The organism is Microbispora siamensis, assembly GCF_016863095.1.
Lineage (GTDB): Bacteria > Actinomycetota > Actinomycetes > Streptosporangiales > Streptosporangiaceae > Microbispora > Microbispora siamensis.
Map to the genome: position 1 here is coordinate 70766 of NZ_BOOF01000039.1, position 26310 is coordinate 97075.

General features: G+C 72.8%; 21 protein-coding genes. 15 read left to right on the top strand and 6 right to left on the bottom strand.

Annotated features, from left to right (window positions below; all coding sequences use genetic code 11):
- Window positions 1-31: 31 nt before the first annotated feature.
- Window positions 32-946, bottom strand: a complete 915-nt coding sequence (locus Msi02_RS30300) for a phosphotransferase enzyme family protein (RefSeq protein WP_204051390.1) — start codon at window positions 944-946, stop codon at window positions 32-34.
- A gap of 16 nt (window positions 947-962) precedes the next feature.
- Window positions 963-2450 carry an NsdA family TPR-like regulatory protein gene (locus Msi02_RS30305; protein ID WP_204051391.1) on the bottom strand — a complete coding sequence of 496 codons (1488 nt, stop codon included), beginning with the start codon at window positions 2448-2450 and terminating at the stop codon, window positions 963-965.
- Window positions 2451-2691: 241 nt separating this feature from the next.
- On the opposite strand from Msi02_RS30305, the gene Msi02_RS30310 reads away from it, so the two are divergent.
- Window positions 2692-2979, top strand: a complete 288-nt coding sequence (locus tag Msi02_RS30310) for a hypothetical protein (RefSeq protein ID WP_079315904.1) — start codon at window positions 2692-2694, stop codon at window positions 2977-2979.
- Between the two features lie 25 nt (window positions 2980-3004).
- Here the strand turns inward: Msi02_RS30310 and Msi02_RS30315 are convergent, their stop codons facing one another.
- The gene (locus tag Msi02_RS30315) at window positions 3005-3748 is read right to left on the bottom strand and encodes a DUF427 domain-containing protein (protein ID WP_079315903.1); all 744 of its coding nucleotides are present in this window, start codon (window positions 3746-3748) and stop codon (window positions 3005-3007) included.
- Window positions 3749-3874: 126 nt separating this feature from the next.
- On the opposite strand from Msi02_RS30315, the gene cysS reads away from it, so the two are divergent.
- On the top strand, window positions 3875-5230 hold the full coding sequence (cysS, locus tag Msi02_RS30320; protein ID WP_204051392.1) for a cysteine--tRNA ligase: 1356 nt from the start codon (window positions 3875-3877) through the stop codon (window positions 5228-5230).
- Window positions 5231-5389: 159 nt separating this feature from the next.
- Entirely contained in the window at window positions 5390-6187 is a 798-nt protein-coding gene (locus tag Msi02_RS30325; protein WP_204051393.1) for a calcium-binding protein, read from the top strand.
- 254 nt (window positions 6188-6441) lie between these two features.
- On the opposite strand, the gene Msi02_RS30330 is transcribed toward Msi02_RS30325, so the two are convergent.
- Window positions 6442-7539 (bottom strand): glycosyltransferase family 4 protein, encoded by a 1098-nt coding sequence (locus Msi02_RS30330; protein WP_204051394.1) that lies wholly within the window; start codon window positions 7537-7539, stop codon window positions 6442-6444.
- A gap of 161 nt (window positions 7540-7700) precedes the next feature.
- On the opposite strand from Msi02_RS30330, the gene Msi02_RS30335 reads away from it, so the two are divergent.
- The 5 genes from Msi02_RS30335 to Msi02_RS30355 all read left to right on the top strand — a co-directional run bounded on the left by Msi02_RS30335 (window position 7701) and on the right by Msi02_RS30355 (window position 14832).
- Entirely contained in the window at window positions 7701-8513 is an 813-nt protein-coding gene (locus Msi02_RS30335; RefSeq protein ID WP_239108820.1) for a PIG-L deacetylase family protein, read from the top strand.
- A gap of 88 nt (window positions 8514-8601) precedes the next feature.
- Window positions 8602-9687 (top strand): lysylphosphatidylglycerol synthase domain-containing protein, encoded by a 1086-nt coding sequence (locus tag Msi02_RS30340; RefSeq protein ID WP_204051395.1) that lies wholly within the window; start codon window positions 8602-8604, stop codon window positions 9685-9687.
- Window positions 9688-9857: 170 nt separating this feature from the next.
- Window positions 9858-13232, top strand: a complete 3375-nt coding sequence (locus Msi02_RS30345) for an ATP-binding protein (RefSeq protein ID WP_204051396.1) — start codon at window positions 9858-9860, stop codon at window positions 13230-13232.
- Between the two features lie 219 nt (window positions 13233-13451).
- Window positions 13452-13958, top strand: a complete 507-nt coding sequence (locus Msi02_RS30350) for a DedA family protein (protein ID WP_239108821.1) — start codon at window positions 13452-13454, stop codon at window positions 13956-13958.
- The gene (locus Msi02_RS30355; protein ID WP_204051398.1) at window positions 13951-14832 is read left to right on the top strand and encodes a D-alanyl-D-alanine carboxypeptidase family protein; all 882 of its coding nucleotides are present in this window, start codon (window positions 13951-13953) and stop codon (window positions 14830-14832) included. Before Msi02_RS30350 ends, Msi02_RS30355 begins: the two co-directional genes overlap by 8 nt.
- Here the strand turns inward: Msi02_RS30355 and Msi02_RS30360 are convergent.
- Window positions 14819-15628, bottom strand: coding sequence for a TrmH family RNA methyltransferase (locus tag Msi02_RS30360; RefSeq protein ID WP_204051399.1), 810 nt, complete (start codon window positions 15626-15628; stop codon window positions 14819-14821). The genes Msi02_RS30355 and Msi02_RS30360 overlap by 14 nt on opposite strands.
- A gap of 113 nt (window positions 15629-15741) precedes the next feature.
- Between Msi02_RS30360 and Msi02_RS30365 the strand changes: the two genes are divergently transcribed.
- From Msi02_RS30365 to Msi02_RS30375, 3 genes are all read left to right on the top strand, one after another.
- Window positions 15742-17502 (top strand): substrate-binding and VWA domain-containing protein, encoded by a 1761-nt coding sequence (locus tag Msi02_RS30365; protein WP_239108822.1) that lies wholly within the window; start codon window positions 15742-15744, stop codon window positions 17500-17502.
- A 134-nt stretch (window positions 17503-17636) separates the two neighbouring features.
- Window positions 17637-19400, top strand: coding sequence for a sigma-70 family RNA polymerase sigma factor (locus Msi02_RS30370; RefSeq protein WP_204051400.1), 1764 nt, complete (start codon window positions 17637-17639; stop codon window positions 19398-19400).
- Between the two features lie 197 nt (window positions 19401-19597).
- The gene (locus Msi02_RS30375; RefSeq protein WP_079320330.1) at window positions 19598-20137 is read left to right on the top strand and encodes a hypothetical protein; all 540 of its coding nucleotides are present in this window, start codon (window positions 19598-19600) and stop codon (window positions 20135-20137) included.
- On the opposite strand, the gene pdxR is transcribed toward Msi02_RS30375, so the two are convergent.
- Complete coding sequence (gene pdxR, locus Msi02_RS30380; RefSeq protein ID WP_204051401.1) at window positions 20115-21500, bottom strand: MocR-like pyridoxine biosynthesis transcription factor PdxR; 1386 nt, start codon at window positions 21498-21500, stop codon at window positions 20115-20117. The genes Msi02_RS30375 and pdxR overlap by 23 nt on opposite strands.
- 68 nt (window positions 21501-21568) lie before the next feature.
- On the opposite strand from pdxR, the gene Msi02_RS30385 reads away from it, so the two are divergent.
- The 4 genes from Msi02_RS30385 (at window position 21569) to Msi02_RS30400 (ending at window position 26287) form a co-directional block, all read left to right on the top strand.
- Complete coding sequence (locus Msi02_RS30385) at window positions 21569-22216, top strand: pyridoxamine 5'-phosphate oxidase family protein (protein WP_204051402.1); 648 nt, start codon at window positions 21569-21571, stop codon at window positions 22214-22216.
- A 108-nt stretch (window positions 22217-22324) separates the two neighbouring features.
- The gene (locus Msi02_RS44055) at window positions 22325-23899 is read left to right on the top strand and encodes a serine/threonine protein kinase (protein WP_204051403.1); all 1575 of its coding nucleotides are present in this window, start codon (window positions 22325-22327) and stop codon (window positions 23897-23899) included.
- Entirely contained in the window at window positions 23896-25236 is a 1341-nt protein-coding gene (locus Msi02_RS30395) for a protein kinase family protein (RefSeq protein ID WP_204051404.1), read from the top strand. The genes Msi02_RS44055 and Msi02_RS30395 overlap by 4 nt, the downstream gene beginning before the upstream one ends.
- 19 nt (window positions 25237-25255) lie before the next feature.
- The gene (locus Msi02_RS30400) at window positions 25256-26287 is read left to right on the top strand and encodes a DUF2510 domain-containing protein (RefSeq protein WP_204051405.1); all 1032 of its coding nucleotides are present in this window, start codon (window positions 25256-25258) and stop codon (window positions 26285-26287) included.
- The last annotated feature ends 23 nt before the right edge of the window (window positions 26288-26310 follow it).

Sequence of the window (26310 nt, forward strand, 5' to 3'; positions counted from 1 at the left end):
CTGTACGGAGAGTACCCGCGATTACCCGAGGCTATGCCGGTGCGGCCATATACCAGCGGGCGTGCCCGTCACCGCGAGTGAGCGAGTCGAGCCGCCGGGGCAGCTCCTGCCGGGAGAACGGGTCGCCGGAGGCGTTGCGGATATGGATGCCCACGGCGTACATGTCCCGCACCTCCATCAGCGTGCTGTAGCCGGGCCACAGCCGCAGGTCCGAGCCGTACGCGCGGGCGAACTCGTCCACGTCGGCCGCCGACAGGCCGAAGCGGCGCTGCCCGTGGTAGGTGTGCACCAGGTCCCACTCGCGCGGGCCGACGGCCACGCCGTCCCAGTCGCACAGCACCACGTGCCCGTCCTGGCAGCGCAGCAGATTGTCGATCCAGGCGTCGCCGTGCAGCAGCACCGGCGAGCCGGTGTCCAGGTCGCGCCAGCGCCCGGTGAGCTCCTCGATGCGGTCGCTCAGCCAGGACCGCTGGCCGGCGGTCAGCACCTCGGCCCGGTGCTCCACCGCGTGCCGGACCTCGGCGAGCGGGTCGGTGAGCGTCCGCAGCCCCACCGGCGGCACCGGCTCGCGGTGCAGGCTGCGCAGCACCCGGCCGAGCTGCCGGGTCGTCGGGCGGCCGCGCGAGGGGACGTACCGCCAGAAGGTGACCGCCCGGCCGTCGTGCACGATCGGCTGGTCGGCGATCTCGTCGGCGGGCCGCACCGTCGGGAAGCCCCGGTCGGCGAGCCAGCGGGCGACCGCCACGACCACCGGCAGCCGGGTCAGCGCGTCCGGCGCGGTCGCGATCCGCACCACCATCTCCCCGCGCGCCGTGTCCCCTCGCAGTTTGAAGACGGCGTTGCTGCGCAGCCGCAGGAGCCGCGCGCCCCGCGCGTCCACCCCGATCTTCGCGCAGACCTCGCGCAGGACCCCGAACGCCTCCTCGGCCAGCGGTGCCGGCTCCATCGTCCTCATGGCGGTTTCAGGCGTTCTCAGCGTTCTCGGCGACGGGGAGGTCCGCAGCGGGGAACAGCCCGCTGAGGGCGAGCGTGGGCGACGACTCCGACAGCACCCTCCGCAGGCGCCGTACGGCGGGCAGCGCGGGGTCGGCGTCCGCCAGCAGGGCCCTGGCCCGGGTGACGACGATCGAGGTGCGGTGCTCGGCGGGCACCTGCCGCAGCGCGTCCGCCGCGATTCTGCAGGCCTCCTCGTGGTCGCCGTTCCTGGCCAGGTGGCTCGCCTGGTCGAGCAGGATCAGCGCCGGGTCGATGGTCTGGAAGCCCCGGGGGAACCCGTCGATGCCCTGCACCTGCTGGGCGTCCCCCAGCTCGATCAGCGTGCCGGTGCGGTAGAACTTCAACCGCTTCTCGGTGAAGACGAAGGCCAGATCGTCCTGGCTGATGCCGCGCATGCGGGCGAAGATCTGCTCCGCCTCGGCGAGCGCGATCCTCGCGGCCTTGCCGTCCCCCATCCTGGCCAGCGCGCGGGCCTCGGCCGCCGCCGCCAGCGCCGCCGGCGAGCTGGGGGCCGAGCCGGCCAGCATCCGCGCCTCGCGGGCCAGCCGCACGGTCTCGTTCAGGTCGCCGTAGTAGTAGAGGAGCATGGTCTGCTGGGCCCGCACGAGCGCACGCAGCCGCAGGTCGCCCACGTCGTCGGAGGCGGCGCGGGCGGTGCCGTACCAGGCGTGGGCCTGGCGGGTGTCACCCAGTTTCATCAGCGCGTCGGCGGCGAGCAGGGTGAGCATCGTGGTCGCGGTGAGCAGGCGGCGCTGCACCGACGACGGCTGGCGGACGGCGCTCAGCCGGCGCACGTCGGATATCTCCAGCATGACCCGGCAGAGCATCGGCGTCGGCGGGGTCGTCATGTACTCCCTGCGGTAGCGCAGCACCTGCTCGTCCAGCCGGTCGAGTTGGTCCTCGCTCACCGTGCCCCCGGCCAGCGTGCGGTCGAGGTCGTGGCGCAGGCCCTCGATCTCCGCGAAGAACCGGCCGCTCGGCGTGCCCATCAGCATCGCCTGGTGGAACAGCGCCCGGCGCTCCGCGTCGTCGGCGGCCGGGTCCTCGGCCCGGGCCTGCTCGGCGGTCTGGCCCGGGCCCACCACGACGATCTTCTGCCCGCCCGGGTCCTCGCAGTAGTCGGCGGCCAGGCCGAGCCGTACGGCGTTGGCCCGATAGAGCCGGGCCAGCAGGTCGATGGTCTGGGGACGCGGGCGGGCCCGGTTGTTCTCCCAGGCGTTCAGCAGGTCGATGCTCGCTCGCGGATGGCCGAGGTTCTGCTGCTCGCACAGGTGCTCCAGCTCCTCGATGGCCTGCCGGGCCGACCACCCCCGGCCGAGCCGGTGGGCCTTCAGCAGGCTGACGCCGCAACACCCGTGGATCGCCTGGACGGTCTGCCAGAGCGTCCACTGCCGTACCTGTGCCTGTTCGCGCCAGCGACGCGCGCAAGCGGGTGAGTGCTCTCCGCGGGCCATGTGCACGCCCTCCACTGGTGAAGCGGTCCCCGTTTACGGTTGTTTCCCCACGTTAAACGCGCAGGCACACAACCCCCCGGGACTGTTATGCCTTCGTGTTCGCGAACCCGCGTGTGTTCCACGGAATCCGGGTTAGTTCCCTGGTTATTGCACGGTTTCGGGGAATCCGCACGATTGCCGGTGGGTCGTTGCGGGTTCACCCTTTCCGGTGATAGGTCCTGACGTTCCCCGGAGGCTGACCATGACGACGGTAGACCGCAGCGAGGCGATGGACCACCTGGAGAGGCTCGCCGCGCAGCTCGAGGCCCACTCCTTCCAGGTACGCCTGACGGCGCCGGCCGGCCTCTATCCGCGTCTGCGCGTCATCAACCCCATGGAGCCCACGATGGCCGAGGACGTGCTCGCGTCCAACGCCAGCGACGGCGAGTGGTGGTACTGGCTGTCCTGGGCCGGCCGGATCGGGCACGCCTCCGACGTGGTCACCGCCGCCGAGCGCATCGCCAGCGTCCTGCACGTCATCCGCCGCTGAGGCCTCGCCTCAGCGGCAGCGGGGGTCAGGCGAACTTGGACTTCGGGCGGTCCTGGAGGACGCCGTCGACGTACACGTCCACCTTCTCGTCGTAGAAGGCGACCAGCCCGGCGATCTTCTGGGACTCCGGGAGCGGCGTGGGATACGACCAGACGAGGTCCTTGCCGGACTCGTCCTCGCCGACCGACCAGTACACCGCGCGGCCCTTGTACGGGCAGTGCGTCACGGTCTCGGACGGGCGCAGCAGGTCCAGCCGCACGTCCGTCTTTGGCAGGTAGTAGCGCGGCGGCAGGCCGGTCTCGAACAGGATGCGCGGGCTGCGCGAGTCCGCGACGGTCACGCCGCCCACCTCCACCCGGACGTGGCGCGAACTGGCCAGGATGTCCACCCGGGTGTACGGGTCGCGGGCATGGACGAAGACCTCCTCGTCCTCCTCGAACCAGTTGTCCATCGCGTTCCAGTCGAACCGGACGTGGCCCCGGATCTGCTCCAGCGGCGCGTCGTCCCCGTACACGAGGGCGGCGCCCGGCCGGCCGGCCACGTCGTGGACCGCCGCGTCGCCCCTGCTGGGCGAGTGCCGCGTCTCTCCGGTGGCCTTCAGCTCCTCCACGCGGACGTCGTCCGCCGGGAAGTAGTACGTCGGGTAGTAGGGGGCCTCCCAGACCAGCAGGGCCCGGGTGGTGTCGGCCACCGCCCGGCCCTCGACGTAGACGCGCACGCGCTTGGCCGTCGTCTCCACCCGGACGCGGCCCCGTTTCGTCGACTCCATGCCTGCCCCAACCAGCGGGCGGATCGTCCTTATTCCCCGGCCTCACAATCGCCATTTCCCGCTGTGCGGGTCGGGGTCGGCCCGTGCTATCGACAGCGAGCGGATAAGTCGCTTACCCTCGGCTAGGTGGGTCTTCGCCTTTACGATACGCATCGCCGCGCCGTCCGCGATTTCGTCCCCCGAATTCCTGGAATAGTGTCGATTTATCTCTGCGGTCCCACCGTCGTCGTTCCGCCGCACGTGGGGCAGCTCAGGTCGCAGGTGAATTTCGACATCCTGCATCGCTGGCTGAAAATCAGCGGATACGAGGTCCTGCTCTGCCGGAACGTCACCGACATCGAGGACAAGATAATCAACCGGGCCATTTCCGAGGGCGTTCCCTGGTGGCGGATCACCGATCCCGTCCACCGCGCCTTCGTCCGCACGTACACCGCCCTGGGATGCCTTCCGCCCAGCGTGGAGCCGCGGGCGACGGGACACATCCCGGAGATGATCGAGATGGTCGAGCAGCTCGTCGCGTCCGGGCACGCCTACGAGTCCGACGGCAACGTCTATTTCTCGGTGGGCTCCTACCCGCATTACGGGTCGCTTTCACGCCAGCAGGCAAGGCATCTGCGGGCGGCCGAGGAGAACGAGCACGGGAAACGCGATCCGCGCGATTTCGCACTGTGGAAGAGCGCCAAACCCGGCGAGCCGGTGTGGAACTCACCCTGGGGCGAGGGGCGCCCGGGGTGGCACCTGGAATGTTCCGCGATGGCCCGCAGATATCTGGGCGCGGAATTCGACATCCACGGCGGCGGGGCCAATCTCATATTCCCGCACCACGAGAACGAGATGGCCCAGTCGCAGGCCGCCGGTGATTCGTTCGCACGATTCTGGCTGCACAACGGGCCGGTGACGCACCGGGGCGAGAAGATACGCAAACACCTCCGCAATCCGCTGGCCGTCCCCGCCCTGCTCGACCGCGTACGGCCGGCCGAACTCCGCTATTACCTGGCGGCGGCCCATTACCGGTCGCCGGTGGAATTCAGCCCCGACGCCCTCGACGAGGCGGCGGCGGCCTACCGGCGTGTCGAGAGGTTCGTGCTGCGGGTGGGCTCCGACCCCGCCGCGTCCCTTCCCCCGCAGTTCAGCGAGGCCATGGACAACGACCTGAACGTGCCGCAAGCCCTCGCGGCCGTGCACGGCGCGGTGGCCGAGGGCAACGCGGCACTGGCGGCCGGGGACCGCGAGCGGGCGGCCGGGAAATGCCGGTCGGTCCGGGCCATGCTGAATGTCCTCGGCCTCGATCCGCTCAGCGAGACCTGGCATCGGGAAACGCATCTGCAGGAAGTCGCGGGAGCCGTACTCCGGGTGGTCCGTAATCTCGCCGCCGCCAGCGTCCGGCAGGGAGATCACGAACGCGCGCGGATCATGGAGCAGCACATCGAGAGGGCGCTCGCGAAACGGCGCCAAATCGAGCACGCCGCGCTTATCAGATAGATCTTGATCGCCCGGCCGGCGGGTGAGCGCTCACATCCCGGCCGGGCCCGGCCTCGCGACGTGGACCGTTCCCTTTCCCGCCGTGCTGTCTATTGACCCGTCTCACGATGCGTACAACCCTGAGGTTCACTTTGCCCCGGTTCGTGAAGGGACTCCCCGATGACCACCCATCTGTTCGCACGCCGACGGCTGCTCGTGGCACCGGCGGCGGTGCTGGCGCTCGCCTTTCCCCCGGCCGGCGCCGCGGCGGCCGAGCCCGCCTACGCCGGCACGTGCACGGTCTCCCAGGCCACGCTCATCTACACGGCGACGCCGGGGGTGGCCAACGAGGTGACCGTCCAGGCGCCCGGGCTCACCGGCTACTCCCTGGCGGTCCAGGACGAGGCGGGCCCGATCAAGGGCTGCAGCCCCGATCCCCGCAACGGGGAGGCCGTCCTGGTGGGCAACGTGATCAAGAAGATCAAGGTCGTGGCCGGCGACGGGGACGACGTCGTCGTCATCGCGGCGGACATCAACGTCCCCCTGCCCACCGTGGTGTACGGCGGCGACGGCGACGACGAGCTCAGGGGCGGGCGCGGCAGGGACGACCTGCGCGGCGGCGGGGGCGACGACGACCTGCGCGGCGGGGACGGCAACGACCGCCTGCGCGGCGAGGCGGGCGACGACGTGTTGCGCGGCGGAAACGACGACGACACCCTCGACGGCGGCAAGGGCGCGGACGACGTACGCGGTGACGCCGGAAACGACGAGGTCAACGGCGGCCCCGGGGACGACGAACTGCGCGGGGGCGCGGGCGACGACGAGCTCAACGGCGGCGCGGGCGACGACGACCTGAGCGGCAACGCCGGCAACGACGAGTTGAACGGGGGCAGCGGCCGCGACGGCCTCAACGGCGGGGCCGGCACCGACGACTGCAACGGCGGCCCGGGCGCGGACAGGACCACGGCCTGCGAGTAGCTCCGACGGCCGCCTGCGACGCCCGGGTGACCGAGAAGCGCACGTTACAAGAACAAGAACTGACGCGCGGAGGATAATTTCGGCCAATTCATGGGAATCATGACGGCACCAGCTGACGGACACCGCCGAAAGGAGGGCCCCGATGAAGAAGGTGCAGATCGTGCCGCGACCGCGGCCACCGAGAACTCCCGCCCCGGTCGACCTGCGCACCCCCTCGGGAAGGGTCCTCCCCTACTAGACCCCGGTGGCCCGGATCAGTTCCTGGCCAGCTCGTAGCAGTGGGCGAAGCCCTCGAGCACGGCGGGCCAGGAGCACCGGACCGGCTCCGTCTCCCTGTTGTGCTCGGCGATCGACTGACGCAGGGCGGAGTCGCGAGCCAGCCGCACGACCGAGGCGACGAGGTCGTCGAACGTGCGGCCCAGCAGGCCCTCCTTGCCCGGCCTGACGAAGTCGGCCACGCCGCTCTGCGCCCGCGCGACCACCGGCACGCCGGCCGCGCGAGCCTCCAGCGCGGCCAGGCCGAACGACTCGCGCGGGGCCGGGGCCACGAACACGTCGGCCACGGCCAGCAGATCCTTGATCTGCTCCCGGCTGTACCTGCCCGGCAGGGACACCCACCCCATCCGGCGCGCCCGCAGGTAGCGCTCCATGCGCCCGCGAGCGGGGCCGTCGCCCACGATCGTCGCGCGCATCGCGATGTCCCTCGGCACCCGGTTGCGCGCCGTCTCCATCAGCTTGAGCAGCCGCAACGGCTGCTTGCGCGGCGCCAGCCTGCCCACCGCCACCACATGCACCGTCTCGTCCCCGGCGTCCCGTACGGCGCCGGGCTCGGGCCGCCACGAGGTCACGTCAAGGCCGTTCGACACCACCTGCACGGGCACCCGGGGTCCGGCGACGGCGCGGATGGGGCGCGCGGCGGCCTCGCTGACGGCGGTGAGGACCAGGCCCCAGCGCCGCCACTCGAAGGCCGCCTGCAGCGCCCGGTAGACGCCCCGGGTGACCGGGTCCCACATGCTGTGGACGGTCGCGACCACCGGGAGCCCGGCCCGGACCGCCGCGCGCACTCCCATCCACGCGAACGGCGAGACCGCCCCCGTGTGGACGTGCACCACGTCGAACCGTCCGCTCGTCATGATCCGGAGCAGGTGCTGCGTGCCGCGCGGATGGACCGGCAGGTCGAACGGGAGGTTCGCGACCACCCGGTGCACTCCGGGCAGCCGCTCCCCCGGGGTCGCCGTCACCACCTCGACCGTGTGGCCCGCCTCACGCTGAGCCCTGACGAGGTCGGCGACCTGCACCTCGATCCCTCCGAGCCGTGGCAGGTAGCAGTCGCTGACGTGAAGAATCCTCACCGGGTCAGCGTGTCAGAGCGCGCCACGCCCATCAAACCGCACGCCCATTCGGACTGCTCACGGGGAGGGCGGCGTCACGCGACCCGGGCCACGTGGGATCATGGGCGGAACCGGCGGCGCAGACGAGTGGAGCACGCGATGACGACGTTCCGTGGGGCGCGATGAGGACGGCGGTGTTCTTCCACGCCCATCCCGACGACGAGGCGCTGCTGACCGCCGGGACCATGGCCATGCTGGCCAACGAGGGGCACCGCGTGGTGCTCGTCGTCGCGACGGCCGGCGAGCGCGGCCTCGCCGACCTCCCGCACGGCGAGGAACTGGGCAGGGCCCGCATGGACGAACTGCACCGCTCGGCCGCGGCCCTGGGCTGCGCCCGGGTCATGCTGCTCGGCTACGGCGACTCCGGCCTGGCGATCGACGGCGGCGTGGCCGACGACCGGCCGGACAACGCGTTCATCGACGCCGACATCGAGGAGGCGGCGCAACGGCTGGCCGCGGTGCTCAAGGAGGAGACGGCCGACCTGCTCACGATCTACGACCCGGCCGGCGGCTACGGCCACCCCGACCACGTGCAGGTCTACCGGGTCGGCAGCCGGGCCGCCGAGATCGCCGGGACGCCCATCGTGCTGGAGGCGACGGTCGACCGCGACCTGCTGCTCAGGGGCGTACGGCTGGCCTCCCGGTTCTACCCGGCGATCGACGTGCGGAGCTTCGAACGCGCCTACTCGCCCCGGGACGCGATCACGCACCGGGTCAACGTGCGCAAGTACGCCAAGGCGAAGCGGGCGGCGATGGCGGCCCACGCCACCCAGGCCACCGGCGGCGACGGCGACCGGACGCTGGGAGCGATGCTGAAGATCCCCGGATTCGCCTACCGCTTCGTCTTCGGCACCGAGTGGTACGTACGCCGCGGCCTGCCCCGAGGCACTCGCCTGCGGCATCCGTTCGACGGCAGCCCGCAGACACTCCCTTAAGGGTCGTGATCCTCCGCCAGGAGGATACGGCCGCCCCGGAGGCCCGGCAGACTGGAGAGGACCGACACCGGACTGGGGGCGTACGCGGGTGAACAGGAAGTGGCTGCAGATCGCGCTGTCTGTGGTGTCGCTCGGGCTGGCCGCGGCGCTGGTGCTCTATCTCCCGGAGATCGTGCACACGCTGACCGGCGCCACCGTGAGCTGGACCGAGATCGGCCACCAGTTCGGCGGTCTCGGGTGGCAGATGATCGCGCTGATGACCGTCCTGTGGCTGGCGAGCCTGTGGGCGTACACGTTCGTGATGACCTCCGCGCTGCCCGGCCTCACGCACATGCAGGCGCTCACGCTCAACGCGGCGGGAAGCGCGGTCAGCAACCTGCTGCCGTTCGGCGGGGCGGCGGGCGTGGCCCTGACGTTCGGCATGACCCGCGGCTGGGGCTTCGCCAACCGGCCGATCGTGGTCTACACGCTGGTCACCGGCATCTGGAACTCGCTGTTCCGGTTCATCCTGCCCGCCGTGGGGATCCTGTGCCTGCTGATCGCGGGCAAGGCCACCAATCCCACGGTCGCCAACGCGGGCTGGGTCGGGGCCGTCTCGATCCTCGTCCTCGTCGCCGTCGTCGCCACGGCGCTGTACTGGGACCGCGCCGCCGCCGTCCTCGGCCGCGTCCTCGACGGGATCGTACGGCTCGCGCCCTCGCGGTTCCGCCCGGCGGAGCACGCGGCGTCGGCGGCGATCGAACGGCTGCGCAGGGACACGGCCGACATCATCCACAGCCGGTGGGCGGGCCTGTCGCTCGGGATGGTCGCCTTCCTCGTCCTGCAGTGCCTGATCATGGCCGCCTGCCTGGTCGCCACCGACTCCTATCCGGGACCGGCCGAGACCGTCGCCGTCTTCGCGCTGAGCCGCGTCCTCACCAGCGCCCTCGTCACGCCCAGCGGGGCGGGGATCATGGAGGGGGGCGTCGCCACGCTGCTGATCGGGGCGTTCGGCCAGCCCGCCGGCGGGGCCACCGCGGCCGCCGTGCTGTTCGGCTTCTGGACCTACACCATCGAGATCCCGTGGGGCGGGCTCGCGCTCGGCGGATGGGCCCTGCTGCGCAGGCGGGAGACCCGCGCCGCAGCCGCGGAGGCGGGATCGGCCGCCTCCCCGCACCGCACCCGCGTCCGCTGATCAACTGCGGGTCACCCTGCCGATCTCCTACACTCGCGGGGCGAGAAGGTGAGGGTGTCCGGGTTGGTGAATGCCTTGTGCCCCTTCGCGGGCGCGCATACGGTGACGCCTGAGATAGGACGACCAGCGGCGGCCGGCAGGCACGACGCACGACAGCGGAGGTGCGCCCGATGAGCCCGCCGACGAGCCCGGTGTCGTTCCGGGTCCTCGGACCGGTGGGGGCGCACGCCGGCGCCGACGAGCTCGACCTCGGCGGGCTGCGGCAGCGCGCGGTGCTGGCCCGCCTGCTCGTGGCGCGCGGCCAGGTCGTGCCCGTGGACACCCTGCTGTTCGACCTGTGGGACGACGACACCGCCAAGGGCGCCCAGTCGGGGTTACAGGTCTACATCTCCCGGCTGCGCCGCGTGCTCGAGCCGAACCGCCCGCGCGGCGGGCCCAACCGCCTGCTCGTGACCGTCGCGTCGGGGTACGCCCTGCGCGCCGCCCCCGAACAGGTGGACGCGCTGCGCTTCGAGGCCATGGTCCGCTCGGCCGGAGAGCGGCTGGAGGAGAGCCCGCAGGCCGCCCGGGCCCGGCTGGACTCGGCGCTCGCGCTCTGGCAGGGCACGCCGTACTCGGACTTCGCCGACCAGTCCTGGGCGGAGGCGGAGGTGGCGCGGCTGAGCGAGCTGCGCCTGGTGGCCAGGGAGCGGCACGCCGACGCCGGGCTGCGGATGGGCCTGCACGCCGAGACCGTGCCCGACCTGGAGGCGCTGACCACCGAGCACGCCCTGCGCGAGGAGGGCTGGCGGCTGCTCGCGCTCGGCCTGTACCGGTGCGGGCGGCAGGGCGACGCGCTCGCCGCACTGCGCCGGGCCCGCACGATCCTGTCCGACGAGCTGGGCATCGACCCCGGGCCGGCGCTGCGGAAGCTGGAGTCGGACATCCTGGCCCAGGACCCCGGGCTCGACCTCGTGCTGCCCGCGCCCCGGCGGCCCGCCGAGATCAGCGCGACCTGGCCGCCCCGGCCGCTCGCCACCGGCGACGCCCCGCCCCTGGAACCCGAGCCGTTCGTCGGCCGCGACGCCGAACTGGCCGCGCTCGCCGCCGCCGTGCCCCGCGCCCAGGCGGGCCGGTTCACCGTCGCCGTGATCAGCGGAGATCCCGGCGCTGGGAAGACGACGCTGGTGCGGCGGCTGTTCGAGCGACTGGAGGGCGACGGCTGGATAGGGGCGACCGGAGGCTGCCCCGACAGCACGGCGACCCCACCCGGCTGGGCCTGGGTCGAGGTGCTGCGCGCCCTGGTCGCCCGCAGGGGCGCGGGCGAGTACGCCGCGCTGCTCGCGCCGCTGCTCGACGACGCCGCCGCCGGAAGCCGATCGACGAGCGCCGACGACGAGGCGTCCGGCGGCTTCCGGCTGCACCGGGCCGTCGGCGGCTACCTGTCGGCCGTGGCGCGCGAGGCCCCGCTGCTGATCCTCCTGGAGGACCTGCACTGGGCAGACGACCAGACGCTCGCGCTGCTGCGCGCGCTGCCCAGCCTGCTCGCGGCCAGCCGCGTGCTCGTCGTGGTGACCTGCCGCGACGGCGAACTCAACGACCAGCAGCAGGACGTGCTGGCCGCGCTGGCCAGGCTCGACCCCGTACGCGTGGGGCTCGGCGGCCTCGACGACGCCGCGGTGGCGGAGCTCGTCCGGGCCACCTGCGTGCGCGAGGTGGACGACGAGGTCGTCAGCACGATCGTCGAGCGGGCCGGGGGCAACCCGTTCTTCGTCAAGGAGACGGCCCGGCTGTTCGAGGCCGAGGCCGACATCTCCGAGGTGCCCTCGGGCGTGCGCGACGTGCTGCGGCGGCGCATCGCCCGGTTGCCCGAGCGGGCCCAGCAGGTGTTGCTGCAGGCCGCCGTGATCGGCCGCGACGTGGACGTGGACGTCCTGGTCGACGTGTCCGGCGACGAGGACGCCGTGGTGGACGCGGTCGAGGCGGCCCTGCTCGCCGGGCTGGTGACCGAGCCGGGCCCCGGCCTGCTGAGGTTCGACCACGACCTGGTCAGGGACACGATCTACTCGGACGCCTCCCGGCTGCGCCGCTCGCGCCTGCACGCCGCGGTCGCCTCCGTGATCGAGCAGCGCAGCCCGAACGACGTGGCCGCGCTGGCCCATCACTACGACGCGGCGGGCACGGTGGAGACCGCCGCGAAGGCCGTACGGTACGCCGGGCTGGCGGCCGAGCAGGCCGAGCGCAGGTTCGCCCACCGGGAGGCCGCGACGCTCTGGCAGCAGGCCATCGCCGCCTTCGACCGTGCTCACACAGGCCGGGCGCACGCGGGCGGTGGATCGGTGCGCGACCGGCTGGAGCTTCAGCTGCGGATGATCAGGGCGCTGGCGCTGTGCGGGGACATGACCGCCGCCCGCGCGCACCGGGGGGAGGCGATGTCGGTCGCGCTCCCCCTCGGCGATCTGGAGCTGACCGCCCGGGTCGCGGCGGCGCTCGCGGTGCCGCACAAGGGGATCGCCCGCGACTTCACGCGCACGGCCTGGGAGATCGTCGACGTCACCGAGAAGGCCCTGGTCGAGCTGCCGGAGGGCGAGCAGTCGCTGCGGGCCAGCCTGCTCGCGACGCTGGCCCTGGAGCTGGAGGGGTCGGCCACCGAGCGCGGTTACCAGGCGTCGCTGGAGGCCGAGGAGCTGGCTCGGTCGAGCGGTGACCCCGCGCTGCTGGCGATGGCGCTGAGCGGCCGGCTGCGGCAGTCGTACACGCTGACGCAGGTCGACGAGCGCGAGACCATCGGCCGTGAGCTGCTGCGGGTCGGGGCGGAGTCGGGCCAGATCGCGGTGCAGACGCTGGCGCACCTCGTACTGCTGGAGTGCGCGGCGGCCCGCGGCGACTTCGCCGAGGCCGACGAGCACCTCGCGCAGGCCGAACGCCTCGGACGGCAGTACGCCCTGCCCGCCCCGGCGGCCGTCGGCGCGTGGTACGCCGGGCAGCGGCTGATGATCACCGGTGACTACGCGGGGGCCGAGCGGGCCTACCGGAACGCGGCGCGGCTGACCGCGCGGGCCGGCATGCTCGAAGGCCGCCAGGACCTCCCGTTGATCGCCACGTTCTGCCTGCACCTGGTGGACGGGCGGGCCGCCGAGATGGCCGAGCCGCTGGGCGAGGCCCACCAGCGCGGCGCGAAGTGGACGCCGGACGCCTACGCCGTGGCGCTCGCCTCGGCCGGGCACCTCAGGGACGCGCGCGTGGTCGCCGCGAGCCGGGAACCGGTCCGCACCGACTTCCTCTACGAGCTCGCCCTCATCTGGCGGGCGCTCGCCGGGATGCTGCTGGACGACGAGGGCCGGATGCGGGAGGCGTACGAGAAGCTGGCGCCGTTCCGCGACCGCATCGCCGGGGCCGGCACCGGGGTGGTCGCCCTGTGGCCGGTGGCGAAGACGCTCGGCGACCTCGCCGTACGGCTCGGCCTGCCGGCCCGCGACCACTACGACAAGGCGCTGGCCGTGGCCGAGCGGGTGGGCGTGCCCCGCTGGGTCGCCGAGGCCCGCGAGGCGCTCGCGGACAGGTGAGCAGGAGGCGAAGGGGAGGGAGAGTTCGCGAAGGCCCCTGTCTCAACGCGAACCCGTCGCCTCTCGTCCCCTCAGGTGTACAAAGGGCGGATTGATCACCGGTTGACATCGGCTTGCAATCAGTGCGATCCGGGGCGCTAAGGTGAGGCTTGCCTTAATGACTGCCCCCATGACCGGCGGTGAGAGCACGTGCGGATCCCAGACCCTACGGCCGCCTCCGTGTTCGGCCTCCCTCTGTGGCTGGTCGTCGCGGTCGGCGCGGTCGCGCTGTTCGGCGCGTTCCAGGTGTACTACTGGGTCGGCCGCAGGCTCGGCGAGGCGCTCTACCGCTCGCGCGTGGGCCGCAGGATCGGCCGGGAGCGCATCGAGCGCGTGGAGAACGTGGTGCGCCGGTGGGGTGCGCTCGCCGTGTACGGCTGCTTCTGGGTGCCCGGCCTGCGGCACACGCTGCCGTGGGTCGCGGGGGCGCTGCGGGTGGACTACCGCTGGTACGTGGTGGCCAGCGCGCTCGGCTGCCTGACCTGGGTGCCGGTGACCTCCTTCGGCCTCTACTCGCTGCTGTGGGCCTGGCTGTCGCTGGCGGCCCGGTCCCCCGCGCTGGCCGTCGCCGCGGTCGCCGTCGTGGCCCTGGCCGTCGCCCTCCTCGTACGGCGCCGCCGGAAGAGGGGCCGGAACGGGGACGCGCCCGCCGCGCCCGAAGCCGTGCGATCATGTCGGGATGCGTAACGGGGTAATCATCGCGCTGGCCGCCGCCCTCGTCACGGCAGGGACCGCCGCAGCGCCCGCCCAGGCCGCGCCCATCAAGACCGCGCCCACCAAGACCACGCAGGGCCCGTCGGTCACGGCCAGGGAGGCCTACCTGGTGGACACCACGGACGGAACGGTCCAGTTCGCCAAGCGCGAGACGCGCCGGGTGCCGGTCGCGAGCCTGACCAAGGTCATGACCGCCTACGTGGTCCGGCGGCAGGCCCGGCTGGACGACGTGGTGACGATCACGAAGGCCGACGTGCGGTACGCGACGGCCGGCGGGGCCACGACGGCGGGCCTGCGGGCGGGCGAGCGGCTCACAGTGCGCGATTTGCTCTACGGGCTCATGCTCCCCTCGGGCGCGGACGCCGCCCACGCCCTGGCCGAGCGGTACGGCCCGGGGACGACGAAGTTCGTCGCCAAGATGAACGACGCGGCGCGGGCTCTCGGCCTGCGCGACACCCGCTACACCAACCCGGACGGACTGCCGTCGAAGGGATATTCCACCGCCCGTGACCAGGCGACGCTGGCCCTGGCGGCGCTGCGCGACCCCGTGATCGCGTCCGTCGCCAAGACGCCCAAGCGGGTGGTCGGGAAGTCGGCCGGCCACCGGGGGCACGTGTGGCGCAACACCAACGACCTGCTGGACGACGGCGCGGTGGGGCTGAAGACCGGCTTCACCAACCAGGCCGGCTACTGCCTGTCGTTCGCCGCTATCCGGGGCGGGCGCACGTACGTGGGAGTCGTGCTCGGCGAGCGCAGCGACAAGGCGAGGTTCGCCACGGCGCGCAAGCTCCTCGACTGGGTCTCCGAGGGGGCTGTTTCCGAGGGGGCGGGGGTCACGCTCCCCTGAGCAGGCCGTGGCAGGCGATGGCCGCGGCGGCCACCACGTTGAGGGAGTCGACGCCGAGGTCCATCGCCCGTGAGCTCATCGGGATGCAGACGGGCTGGTCGGCCTCGTGCAGCCAGTGGGACGACAGCCCGTCGCCCTCCGAGCCGAGCATCAGCGCGACCCGGCCGGACAGCGGCGCCTTGTCCAGCGGCACGGCCGACTGATCGGGCGTGAGCGCCAGCAGGCGGAACCCGGCCGCCCTGATCTCCGCCAGGCCGCCGTGCCAGTCGGTCATCCGAGCGTACGGGATCGCGAACACCGCCCCCATCGACACCTTGACGGCCCTGCGGTAGAGGGGGTCGGCGCAGCGCGGCGACAGCACGATCGCGCCGACGCCGAGCGCCGCCGCGCAGCGGAAGATCGCCCCCACGTTGCCGTGGTCCACCAGGTCCTCCAGGACGAGGATCCGCGGCCCCGCGCCCGTGAGGAGTTCGCCGACGGCGGGAAGCGGGGTGCGCTCCATCGCGGCGAGCGCGCCCCGGTGAACCTGGAAGCCGGTGATCCCCTCCATCACCCGGTCGGAGACCACGTAGACGGTGGCGTCCCCGACGACGTCGGCCAGCGCGTCGAGCCACTTCGCCGTCGTCAGCACCGAGCGCACGGGATGGCCCGCGCCGATCGCCCGCCTGATGACCTTCTCGCCCTCGGCGACGAACAGCCCGCGCTCGCTCTCGACGCTCTTGCGCAGATCGACGTCGCGCAGCCGCACGTAGTCCGACAGGCGCGGATCGGCGGCGTCCTCGACCGGGATGACCACGGGCTTCAGCGTACGGCCAGGTAGAACACTCCCGCACACCAGGCGCAAGTTATGACTTTTGCCAGTATCGTTCCCTAAACCTGTTACGGCCAGTCGACACCGGAGAGAGCACCGTGGGCGGACGACACCGCACTGACGAACTCGATGGCGGCTTCGACCCCCAGTACGAGCCCCCGCCGCCGCCGCGGCGGCGGGCCGGGCGGGGGACGGTGTTCGTCCCGCTGGCCGGAGCGGTCGCCCTGGCCGTGCTCCTCGGCGTCGCCGCGTACGTGGTGGTGAACAAGAGCCCGGGCTGCGCCGGCGAGAAGGTCAAGCTCTCGGTCGTCGCCTCGCCCGACATCCAGCCGGCCGTCCAGAAGATCGCCACCAGGTTCGGCAAGTCGGGCAGGGCCGTCGACGGCAAGTGCGTCGCCGTCACGGTCAAGGCCGCCGAGTCGGCCGACGTCGCCAATGCGATGGCGGGCACCGGCCCCACCAGCGGCAAGCTGGAGCCCGACCTGTGGATCCCCGACTCCAGCCTGTGGCTGAGCGGACTCAAGGACGCGCCCGAGCCCGCAGGGAACGCCGCCAGCACCCCCGTCGTGCTGGCCGCCTCCAGGACCGGCGCGGACAAGCTCCAGTCGGCCTTCAGCCCGAGCTGGACCGGCCTGATGAGCGCGGCGAACGCCGCCAACCCCGACGGCCTGGCGCGGAAGGTGCGCGTGCTCGCGCTCGACCCCACGCAGAACGCCGCCGGCCTCGGCGCGCTGCTGGCCGGGTCCGCCGTGCTCACGCAGGGAGGCGGCAGCGAGGAGACGCTCGTGGGCGTGCTCCGCCAGTTGTCGGAGTCGACCGTGTCGACCCCCGACAGCATGTTCGCCACGCTGACCAAGGCCGCGGCCCGCATCCCGGTGGGCGTGACGTCCGAGCAGGCCGTGTGGTCGTACAACACGACGACGACCCCCTCGAACCCGGCGGTCGCGCTCTACCCGGCCGAGGGCACGGTCAGCCTCGACTACCCGATCTTCGTCACGGCGAAGGACGCCACGACGCGCAAGGCCGCCCAGGCCCTGGCGACCGAGGTGACCTCGCCCAACGGCAGGAAGACCGTCCAGGACTACGGCTTCCGCACGCCCGACGGCAAGGGCGGCAGCCTGCTGAAGCCCGACAACGGCGTGAACGCCAAGAAGCCGGCCGCGATCCCGCTGCCGGACGCCGCGACCGTCACCCGCCTCTCGCAGGCGTGGCACCAGATCAAGCTCGGCACCAGGCTGCTCTCCCTCATTGACATCTCCGGGACCATGGCGCTGCCCGCCGACAAGACCGGCGTCTCGCGGATGCGCGCGATCAGCGACCTCACCGTCGAGGGCCTGAAGCTCTTCCCGGACAAGGCCGAGATGGGCATCTGGGCCTTCTCCGACAACCTGCGCGGCGAGGGGGTCGACTGGAAGCCCGTCGTGCAGATCGGGCCGCTGGCCCAGCAGATCAACGGGGTGACCCGCCGCGAGGTGATCGCTCAGGCGCTGCGCCAGGCGAAGGCCATCCCCACGGGCAACACCGGCCTGAACGACACCCTCTGGGCCGCCTACCAGAAGATGACCAAGGAGTACGAGCCCGACAAGGTCAACACGATCCTGCTGTTCACCGACGGCGTCGGCAACGACGACCCGAACGGCGGCATCTCCAACACCGAGATCCTGCGGAAGCTGAAGGCCGCCTACGACCCCAAGCGGCCGGTGAGCATCCTGATCATCTCGTTCAACACGCAGAAGGACGAGGACCGGGCGCAGATGACCTCCATCGCCAAGGCGACCGGCGGCGCCGCCTACTTCCCGCAGACTGTCCTGGAGATCCGCAACATCTTCCTCAAGGGCATCGCTCGCAGACTCCAGTAACAAGAGTCGCTGTTTTCGCAGGTCATACCCGTTGGGCATGAGCCTGTGATCCGTAAACGACGCCAGAGGGGACGGCGTCCCACTCGTGTGGGGACCGGCGAGACCAGGTTCCGTCACACGGGGAGGAATGTTCGTTGCCCGAATGGCCCGGCGTCGGGCGAGCCGACGACCACCGACTGCTGGAGGCGCTGCGGCGCGGGGGCGGCACCGACGCCCAGGCCACGGCCGCGCTGTACGACGCCTACGCCGACCGGCTGAGCGACTACGCGTACGCGCTGGTGCGCGACCTCGACGCGGCGGCGCGGGCGGTGCACGACGCGCTCGTGGCCGCGTCCTGCTGCGCGGACCGGCTGAAGGAACCGGCCCGGCTGCGGGCGTGGCTGTACGCGCTGACCCGGTTCCACAGCGCCGCCCGGAGATCGGCCGGGCCCGTCACCGGGCCCGTCATCGAGGTGGAGGAGTCCGCGGACCCGCCGCTCGCCGCGCTGGTGCGGGAGGCGCTGGGGGAGCTCGGCGACCACGAGCGCGAGGTGCTCGAACTCGCCGTACGGCACGGCCTGACGGCTGCCGAGATCGGATCGGTCCTCGGGCTCGCCTCCCGGCAGGTGTCGGCACGGCTCACCCGGGCCCGCGATCACCTGGAGAACGCCGCCGCGGCCCTCGTGCTGGCCAGGGTCGGCCGGGCCCACTGCCCGGAGCTGTCGGCCCTAGTCGACCACGGCGTGGGCGCCGCCTGGCAGGACGGTCCCCTCGGTCCTCCCGTACGCAAGCGGTTGAGCAGGCACATCGCGGCCTGTGAGATCTGCCGCGAGGGGCGGGGCAGGCACGTGTCGGCCGAGCGGCTGCTCGACATGATCCCCGTCGCCTTCCCCCCGCTCTCGCTGCGCCGCCGGGTGGTCGAGTCCGCGCTTCAGGCCGACCGGCGCGACGGCGCCGCCGCCACCGCCGCCGTCGCCGCTGTCGCCACCGCCGAGTTCGACCGGCGCGGTTTCCCGGCGAACACCGGCGGGAGAGCAGGGCGCGTACGGACAGAGCACGGACGGACAGGGCGCGGGCGGACAGGGCGCGGGCGGACAGGCCGCGGGCGGGCCCGCTCCCGCCCGCTGCGCACCGCCCCGGTCATGCTCGCCGCCGTCTGCGTGTTCGGCGCGGCCGGCGGGCTCGCGCTGGTCTCCGGTCAGGCTCCGGCCGAACGGCTCGAGGCGATACGCGTACCTCCGACGGCGGCACCCGGAAACCCTGCCCTCGGAAACCCTGCCCCCGGAGATTCCGAAGACCTGGCGCTGGGCCCGGAGGAAAGCGACCCGCCCACGGCCACACCCGCCGCCTCCGGCGACGAGACACCCCCACCGGACAGTTCCCCCCAATCGGCCGCGACCGCCCCGCCCCACACCACCGCACCCTCGGGGCGGTCGCGGCCGTCTCCCACGTCTCCCACCCGTACGCCACGCGCGCCCAGGCCGGCGCTGACGGCGCTGTGCCCCGGAGACCTGGGCGGGGCCGCGGGCGCGTCGATCACGCTGGCCGCGCGCAACGCCGTGGTCGAGTGGACGGCGGTCACCTCGGGCGGGATCGCGGTCTCGCCCCGGCACGGCAGGCTCCGCGCGGGCGCGAGCGGCCGGGTCACGCTCGCCGTCGTCGATCCCGGCGTCGCGGGCAGGGGCGTGGTGACCTTCGAGTCCACGGCCGGCCAGTCCTCGGCCGGCCGGCCCTCGTGCCGGGTGGCCTGGGACGGCCAGGAGGGGAACGGCGACGCCGGCCCGGTGCCCGACCCGACACCCGACACCACGACCGGTCCCACGTCCCGCCCCACGACCGAGTCCCCAGGCGGGTCGTCGGGCGGATCGGGCGACAGCCCGCCTCCGGCCGGCGACGCCGCGGCCACCCCCTCTTCCTGACGCATCCGTCACAGGATCACCAGTTGTTACACCAAAGTTGGAAGATTGGCACCCGCCAGTAACAATCAGGATTCGCGAGGTGTCAGCGGAAGTTTGAAAGGGGAAAAACGACGCGACCGAGGATTTGAGGGGGCATTGTGGCCCAAGCATGGCTGCCCGGCGCAAGCCGACTTCCCTCCCCCGGGGACTCCGGAGCGATGCTCGGAGGAGCCCCGAGGACCGTCTGGTTCATCTGGCCCGCCGATCCCCAAGGGGTCTCGGCCAGATCCGTCGCCCAGCGGCTGATCCAGCTCCGCCGGCCCTCCCACCTGGTGTGGAACCCGGTGACCGGGGAGATCGTCCAGTTGCTCCCGCCCACCAGGGCGGGCGGCGGGCTCGCCGCGGACCGCGGCAGGAACGGACGGGTCTGCGTGCAGATCCAAGTCATCGGCTCGGCGAGGGAACCGTTCACCGACACCAAGCTCGACGGCCTGGACGACATCCTGGCCTGGCTCGACTCCTGGGAGGTGCCGCGCCGCTGGCCGGCCGGCCCTCCGCTGCCCTATCCGCACTCCCTGGCCGCCGAGCGCAGCAAACGGCTGTGGGCGCGGGGCGGCCACTTCGGCCACTCCCAGGTGCCGGGCACCCGGGAGGGCGACCCGGGATCGATCGACATCGCCCGCATCATCGGCGAGGAGGCGCTCAACCTGGAGGTCCCCCTGCCCAGGAGCGAACTCAGGCTCCTTCAGGAGGTATGAGCTCCCTGATCACCGCGCACCCGCGCCGTACGTCGGCCCTGGAGGCCGAGCCGTAACCCAGCACGAGGCCGTGCACCCGAGGCGGCCCGAGGTGGTGGGGTTCGGTGGTGTCCAGGAGCACGCCGCGTTCCCCGGCCTGCCGTACGAGGCCGGGGACCACGCCGGCGGGCAGGGTGACCATCACGTGGAGCCCGGCCGTGTCGCCCCGGACGTACGGCCCGAGCGCCTCGACGATGGCCGCCCTCCGGCGGGCGTACTCCAGCCGCATCCTGCGCAGGTGCCGGTCGAGGTCGCCGCGTTCCAGCAGGGTCGCCACGGCCCGCTGGACCGGCCCGGACGTGCGGTCGGCGAGGTGCATCCGGCGCTCGGCGACGGCGTCGAGCAGGCCGGCGGGGGCGACCAGCCAGCCGAGCCCGACGTCGGGACCGAGCGACTTCGACAGCGTGCCGAGCAGCACCACCCGCCCGGGGTCGAGCCCGTAGAGCGCGGGCAGCGGCGCGACGTCGTAGCGGAACTCGGCGTCGTAGTCGTCCTCGACGACGATCGCGCCGGTCCTGCGCGCCCAGGCGAGCAGCTTCTCCCTGCGCGGGATCGGCAGCCTGCCGCCGACCGGGAACTGGTGCGCGGGCGTGGTGTAGAGCACCCGCAGGTCGTCGGGGAGCGCCTCGACGATCACGCCCTGCTCGTCCACCGGGCAGGGCACCACCTCCGCGCCCCGGGAGGCGAAGATCCGCCGCGCGGCCCGCCAGCCCGGCTCCTCCACCCCGGCCCGGCTTCCCGGGCCGAGCAGCGTGGCGGCGATCAGGTCGAGGCCGTTGCCAGTGCCCCTGGTGACCATGACGTTCCCCGCGCCCACCGGTACGGCCCTGGCCCTGCGCAGGTGCTCGGCCAGCAGTTCACGCAGCTCCGGATGGCCGTAGGGGTCGGGGAACGCGTTCAGCGCGAGCTCGCCGGCCGAGCGCCAGGCCCGCCGCCAGGCCGCCTCGTCGTACCCGAGCACCCACGGACGGCCCGGCCGCAGGTCCACCACTCCCGGGGGCGCCGGCGCGCGGTGGACGGCCCCGCGAGCCTTGGCCGCCTGCGCGACGGGCTTCTCGTACGGCAGGGTGTCGTCGGCCACGTAGGTGCCCGAGCCGTGCCGCCCGTCCAGCCACCCCTCGGCGTACAACTGCTGGTACGCGTCGGTCGCGACGGTCCTGCTGACCCCCAGCAGGGCGGCGAGGCCCCGCGTGGACGGCAGCCGCTCCCCCGCCCTGAGCCGGCCGGTGCGCATGGCCTCCCGCAGTTGGCCGGCCACCTGGACGGCGAGCGGCACCGGGGACGCGCGGTCCACCGCCAGCGGCACATCGATGGTCAGACGCAAAGTGGTCTCTCCGTATCGGCGCGGAGTGGACGTGTTCCACCGGTCCACTTCGACCTAACGTAACGGACATGCTCTCCACAACCGCCCGTACCACCCTTAACCGCTCGAAGGACCGCGCCCGCACGGACCGCGCCGACCTGTACGCGATCCTGGACGCCGGGCTCATCTGTCACCTCGGAGTGCTGGCCGGCGGGTCCCCCATGGTGATCCCCACCGGCTACGGGCGGATCGGCGACACCCTCTACCTGCACGGCTCCACGGGCGCGACCTCGCTGCGGGCCGCGCTCGGCAACCCGGTCTGCGTCACCGTGACCCACCTCGACGGGATCGTGCTGGCGCGCTCCGCGTTCCACCACTCCGTGAACTACCGGTCCGCGATGGTCTACGGCCTCGCCCGGATGGTGGACGACCCCGAGGAACGGCTCGCCGGCCTGCGGGCCATCACCGAGCAGCTCGCCCCCGGGCAGTGGGACGTCGTACGCCTGCCGGACCGCAAGGAGATGGCCGCCACCGCCGTGGTCGCCCTGTCCCTGGAGGAGGCGTCCGTGAAGGTCAGGCAGGGGCCGCCGAAGGACGACGAGGAGGACTACGGCCTGCCCGTCTGGGCGGGCGTGCTGCCGCTCACCGTGTCGTGGGGCGTTCCCGAGCCCGACCCCCGCCTCGCGCCCGGCATCCCGGTTCCCCCGCACGTCGAGGATCGGGGCCGCCGCTCCTGACAGGAGCGACTGACTAAATCATGACTTCTCGGCGCATTGGGCGGTCCGTCACTAAGCTACGGTCTCGTCATTTGGCGGGGGCCCCAGGCGATGAGGAGACAGACCGTTATGCACGGCCAGACGGGCGCCTGGCGCGTCCCCGGCTATACGGAGATCCGTGAACTCGGCACGGGGGGCGCCGGGCGGGTGGTGCTCGCACGGCACGACGCCGACGACGTCCCCGTGGCGATCAAGTACCTGTCCGACGAGATGATGACGGACCTCCACTTCGTCGCCCGTTTCCGGCACGAGGCCCGCCTGCTCGCCGCCATGGAGCCCAATCCTCACGCGGCGCGCTTCTACGAGTACGTCGAGACCGCGCGCGGCGCCGCCATCGTCATGGAGCTCATCGACGGCGTCTCGCTGCGCGCGATGCTCCGCTCCGAGGGCCCGACCGGCCCCGAGGCCGCGCTGACCGTGCTGAAGGGCTCGCTGCTCGGCCTGGCCGCGGCGCACTCCATCGGCGTCGTCCACCGGGACTACAAGCCCGAGAACGTCATGGTCGAGGCCGACGGCACCAGCAAGCTCGTCGACTTCGGCATCGCAGCGCAGTCCGGCGAGGGGGTCAGGGCGGCGGGGACGCCGCCGTACATGGCCCCGGAGCAGTGGTCGGGCGGCAAGGCCGGACCGGCGAGCGACGTCTACGCCGCCACCGTCGTCTTCTTCGAGTGCCTCACCGGCGGCCGCCCGTTCCGGGCGCAGAACATGGCCGCGCTGGCCCGCCAGCACCAGGCCACCCCTCCCCCGATCGACGAGGTGCCGCCTCCGCTGCGCGACCTCGTGGAGCGCGGCATGGCCAAGCGGCCGGAGGACCGGTTCGCGTCGGCCGAGGAGTTCCTGCGGGCGCTCGAGGCCGTCGCCTCCGGCGCGTACGGCCCGGCCTGGGAGGAGCGCGGACGGCGCAGGCTCGCGGCGCTCGCCGGGCTGCTCGTGCCGTTCTTCCCGCTGAAGGAGAAGGCCCCGGAGACCGGCACCGCGCTGGCCGAGACGAGGCTCGGCGGGCTGCTGAGCCAGACCCGCATGAAGATCGGTCTCACCCTCGCCGGGATGCTCGTGATCGCGGGCGGAACGGTGGCGCTGGTCCAGACCATGAGCGGCGGCACGACCCTGCAGGCCGGGACGACGATCGAGACGTCGAGCCCGCCCGCGGTCGACCCCTCGTCCATCGAGGTCGAGGACGACTCCGGCGGCGACCCCACCGAGGAGCCTGAGGAGGCCACCTCCACCCCGGCGGCCACCAGCCCCAAGCCGGGCGCGTCCCCGACGCCGGCCGTGCAGCCCACCGTGACCCAGCCGACCCGCAGGCCCAGCCCCTCGCCGAAGCCGAAGCCGACCGCCAAGCCCACGACCAGACCCACGGCCAAACCCACCACCAAGCCCACGCCGAAGCCGTCGCCCAAGCCCGTTCCCTCGGACGAGCCCACGGTCACGGTGGACCCGCCCGGCAACCCGCAGACGACCAGGCAGCCCAAGCCCACGCCGACTTCCAATCCGCCCACGACGCAGCCCTCCACCCAGCCCTCGCCACAGCCTTCGACGCAGCCCTCGACCGAGCCCTCGCCCGACAACCCGCCCACGCTGACGCTCTCACCCGGCGCCGGCCTGGTGACGACCGGCCTCGTTCCCGCCACACTGGCCATGTGAGCATGCGAGAAGGCGTGACGGTCGCGGGGCACCGGCTCACCGGCCGCACCCGGCCCAGCGAGGTCGGCACCTGGGCGGACGCCGTCTCCCCCGACGGGCGGCCGTCCGGGGTGCTGCGCTTCGATCCCCGGACCGTCGCGACGGCCGAGGCACGTGAACGCCTCGTCGCGGCGGTCGGCACCGACGTGCGTCTCCAGGGAGGCGGCCCGATCGGGCTGCTGCCCGTGATCGACCTGGTGGCCGCGCGTGACGAGGTCTGGCTGATCACCTCGCGGGCGACGCCGGCCGTCGCCGACCTGATGGCCGCCGGCCGCCTGGACCCGGGCGGCGCGGCGACCGTGCTTCTGGAGACCGCGCAGACGCTGCTCGCCGTGCACTCCGCCGGGTCGGCCCACGGCGCGCTGCATGCCGGAACCGTCGTGATCGGGGAGGACGGCTCGGTGCTGCTGGCCGAGCGCGGCCTGCTGCGGGCGCTGCGGGGCGAGCACGCGTCCGCGGAGCAGGACGTCGCGGCATGGGTCGCGCTCGCCGGCGCGCTCGCCGCGAACTGCGGTCAGGGGCACGCCGCGGCGGCGCTGCGGCACGCGTCCGCCGCCGCGGCCCATGGGCTGGCCGCCGCGCGAGACACCCTGCTCGCCGAGCGCGACGCGTTCCCCGGCCTGGGCAGGGAACGACTGGCCCAGGCGGCACACGGCTTCTCCGCGCCCGCGTCCCCCGAGTTCCCCGCCGGCGCGGCGGCCGGCTCTTCCGGCGGGGAGGCGGTGACCCTGCTCGATCTGCCGGGTGCGGCGGACGGCCCCGGCGACGTGATGATGCGGTTCGGGCCGGGTGTGCCCACCGAGACCACCGCGGCGCAGATCTGGCGGGCCGGGCAGACCTCCAACGCCATCACGGCCACCCAGACCGGCGAGACGGCTCCCCGGCGGCGCCGGAGGCGTACGACGGCGTGGGCGGGGACGCTGCTGCTGGCGATCCTGATCGCGGCGGTGATCCTGTGGCTGCGTCAGACGCCGGGCGCGCCGCTCGCGGTGAGCGACGTCGACGTCAAGGCGCCCAAGAAGACGGTGCACTGCGACGGCAAGGCCGACTTCGTCGGCGTCGTCACGACCAACGGCGAGGCCGGGACGATCCGCTACCTCTGGATCCGCAGCGACGACCGCAAGCCGCTGGAGCAGGAGCAGCGGATCTCCTCGGGAGACACGTCGGTGGACCTCCCCCTGCACTGGAAGGTGACCGGATCGGGGTCGTTCAAGGGCACGGCCACGCTCCGGGTCCTGTCCCCCACGTCGTCCGGAAAGCCGATCCAGGACAGGGCAAGTTTCACCTACAAATGCTGATTTCATTAGTGTGGCGCGCATGACGACGACCCCCGCCGGCTGGTATCCGGACCCGTACGGCTCCCCTCTCCTCCGTTGGTGGGACGGCACCCAGTGGACCGACGCCACCCACGCTCACGGGCAGGAGGCCGGGGCGCCGCCCCAGGCCCCGCAACAGGCCCCACAGCAGGCTCCTCAGCATGTCCCGCAGCAGGCCCCGCAGCAGGCCCCACAGTGGACGCAGCCGCAGTGGGGGCCTCCGAACCACACGGCACAGCTTCCGATGCCCGAGTTCGGCGCGCCGCGGCGTACGGCGCCGGTCTGGCCGTGGATCGTGGGCGGCATCGCGGCGGTGGTCGTGCTCGCGCTGGTCATCGGCGGCGCGGTCATCGTCCTGCGCGATCGCGCCGGCGTGACCGTCGCCCGGCCGGACGCCACCGCGACGGCCCCGCAGCTCGACCAGACCGTGCCGCCCCGGCAGGAACCGCAGCAGTCCGCCCCGCCGCTGCCCCAGCTCCCCCAGCCGTCCGGTGGCCGCATCCAGGACCCGGCGACCGGCCTGTCGTACGCGTACCCGGGCGACAAGTGGCAGGTGCCGGAGTCGAAGGACGTCAACAACCCCGCCGACCCGACGAGTCCGCTGTGGACGAGCGGCTGCCAGGCGACGTCCCAGGCGAACTACGACGGCAGGGGCAACGACTGGGTCGGCAGCGTCTACACGGCCGAGGTGCCCCAGATCTTCCCCTACAGCGGCGCCCAGGGCCTCGGGCGGCTCGCTCAAGGGCTGCTGCTCACCTACGACCAGGGCTGGTACGGCATCCAGCACGATCGCAAGATCCTGCGCAACGAGGCGCTGACCGTGAGCGGCAAGCAGGGCTGGGTCCTCGAGTTCGAGATGGACTTCACCAAGGTCGCCGAGGCCAACAACCTGAAGTGGAAGAAGGAGAAGGGCGCGATCATCCTGGTGGACCGCGGTCAGAACGCCCGTCCCGCGATGCTGTACGTCTCGGTGCCGGACAACCTGGACCAGTCGGTCATCAAGCGCGTCGAGGACTCGCTCCAATCTCAGTGACGTCCGCATTACCCTTCAGCATT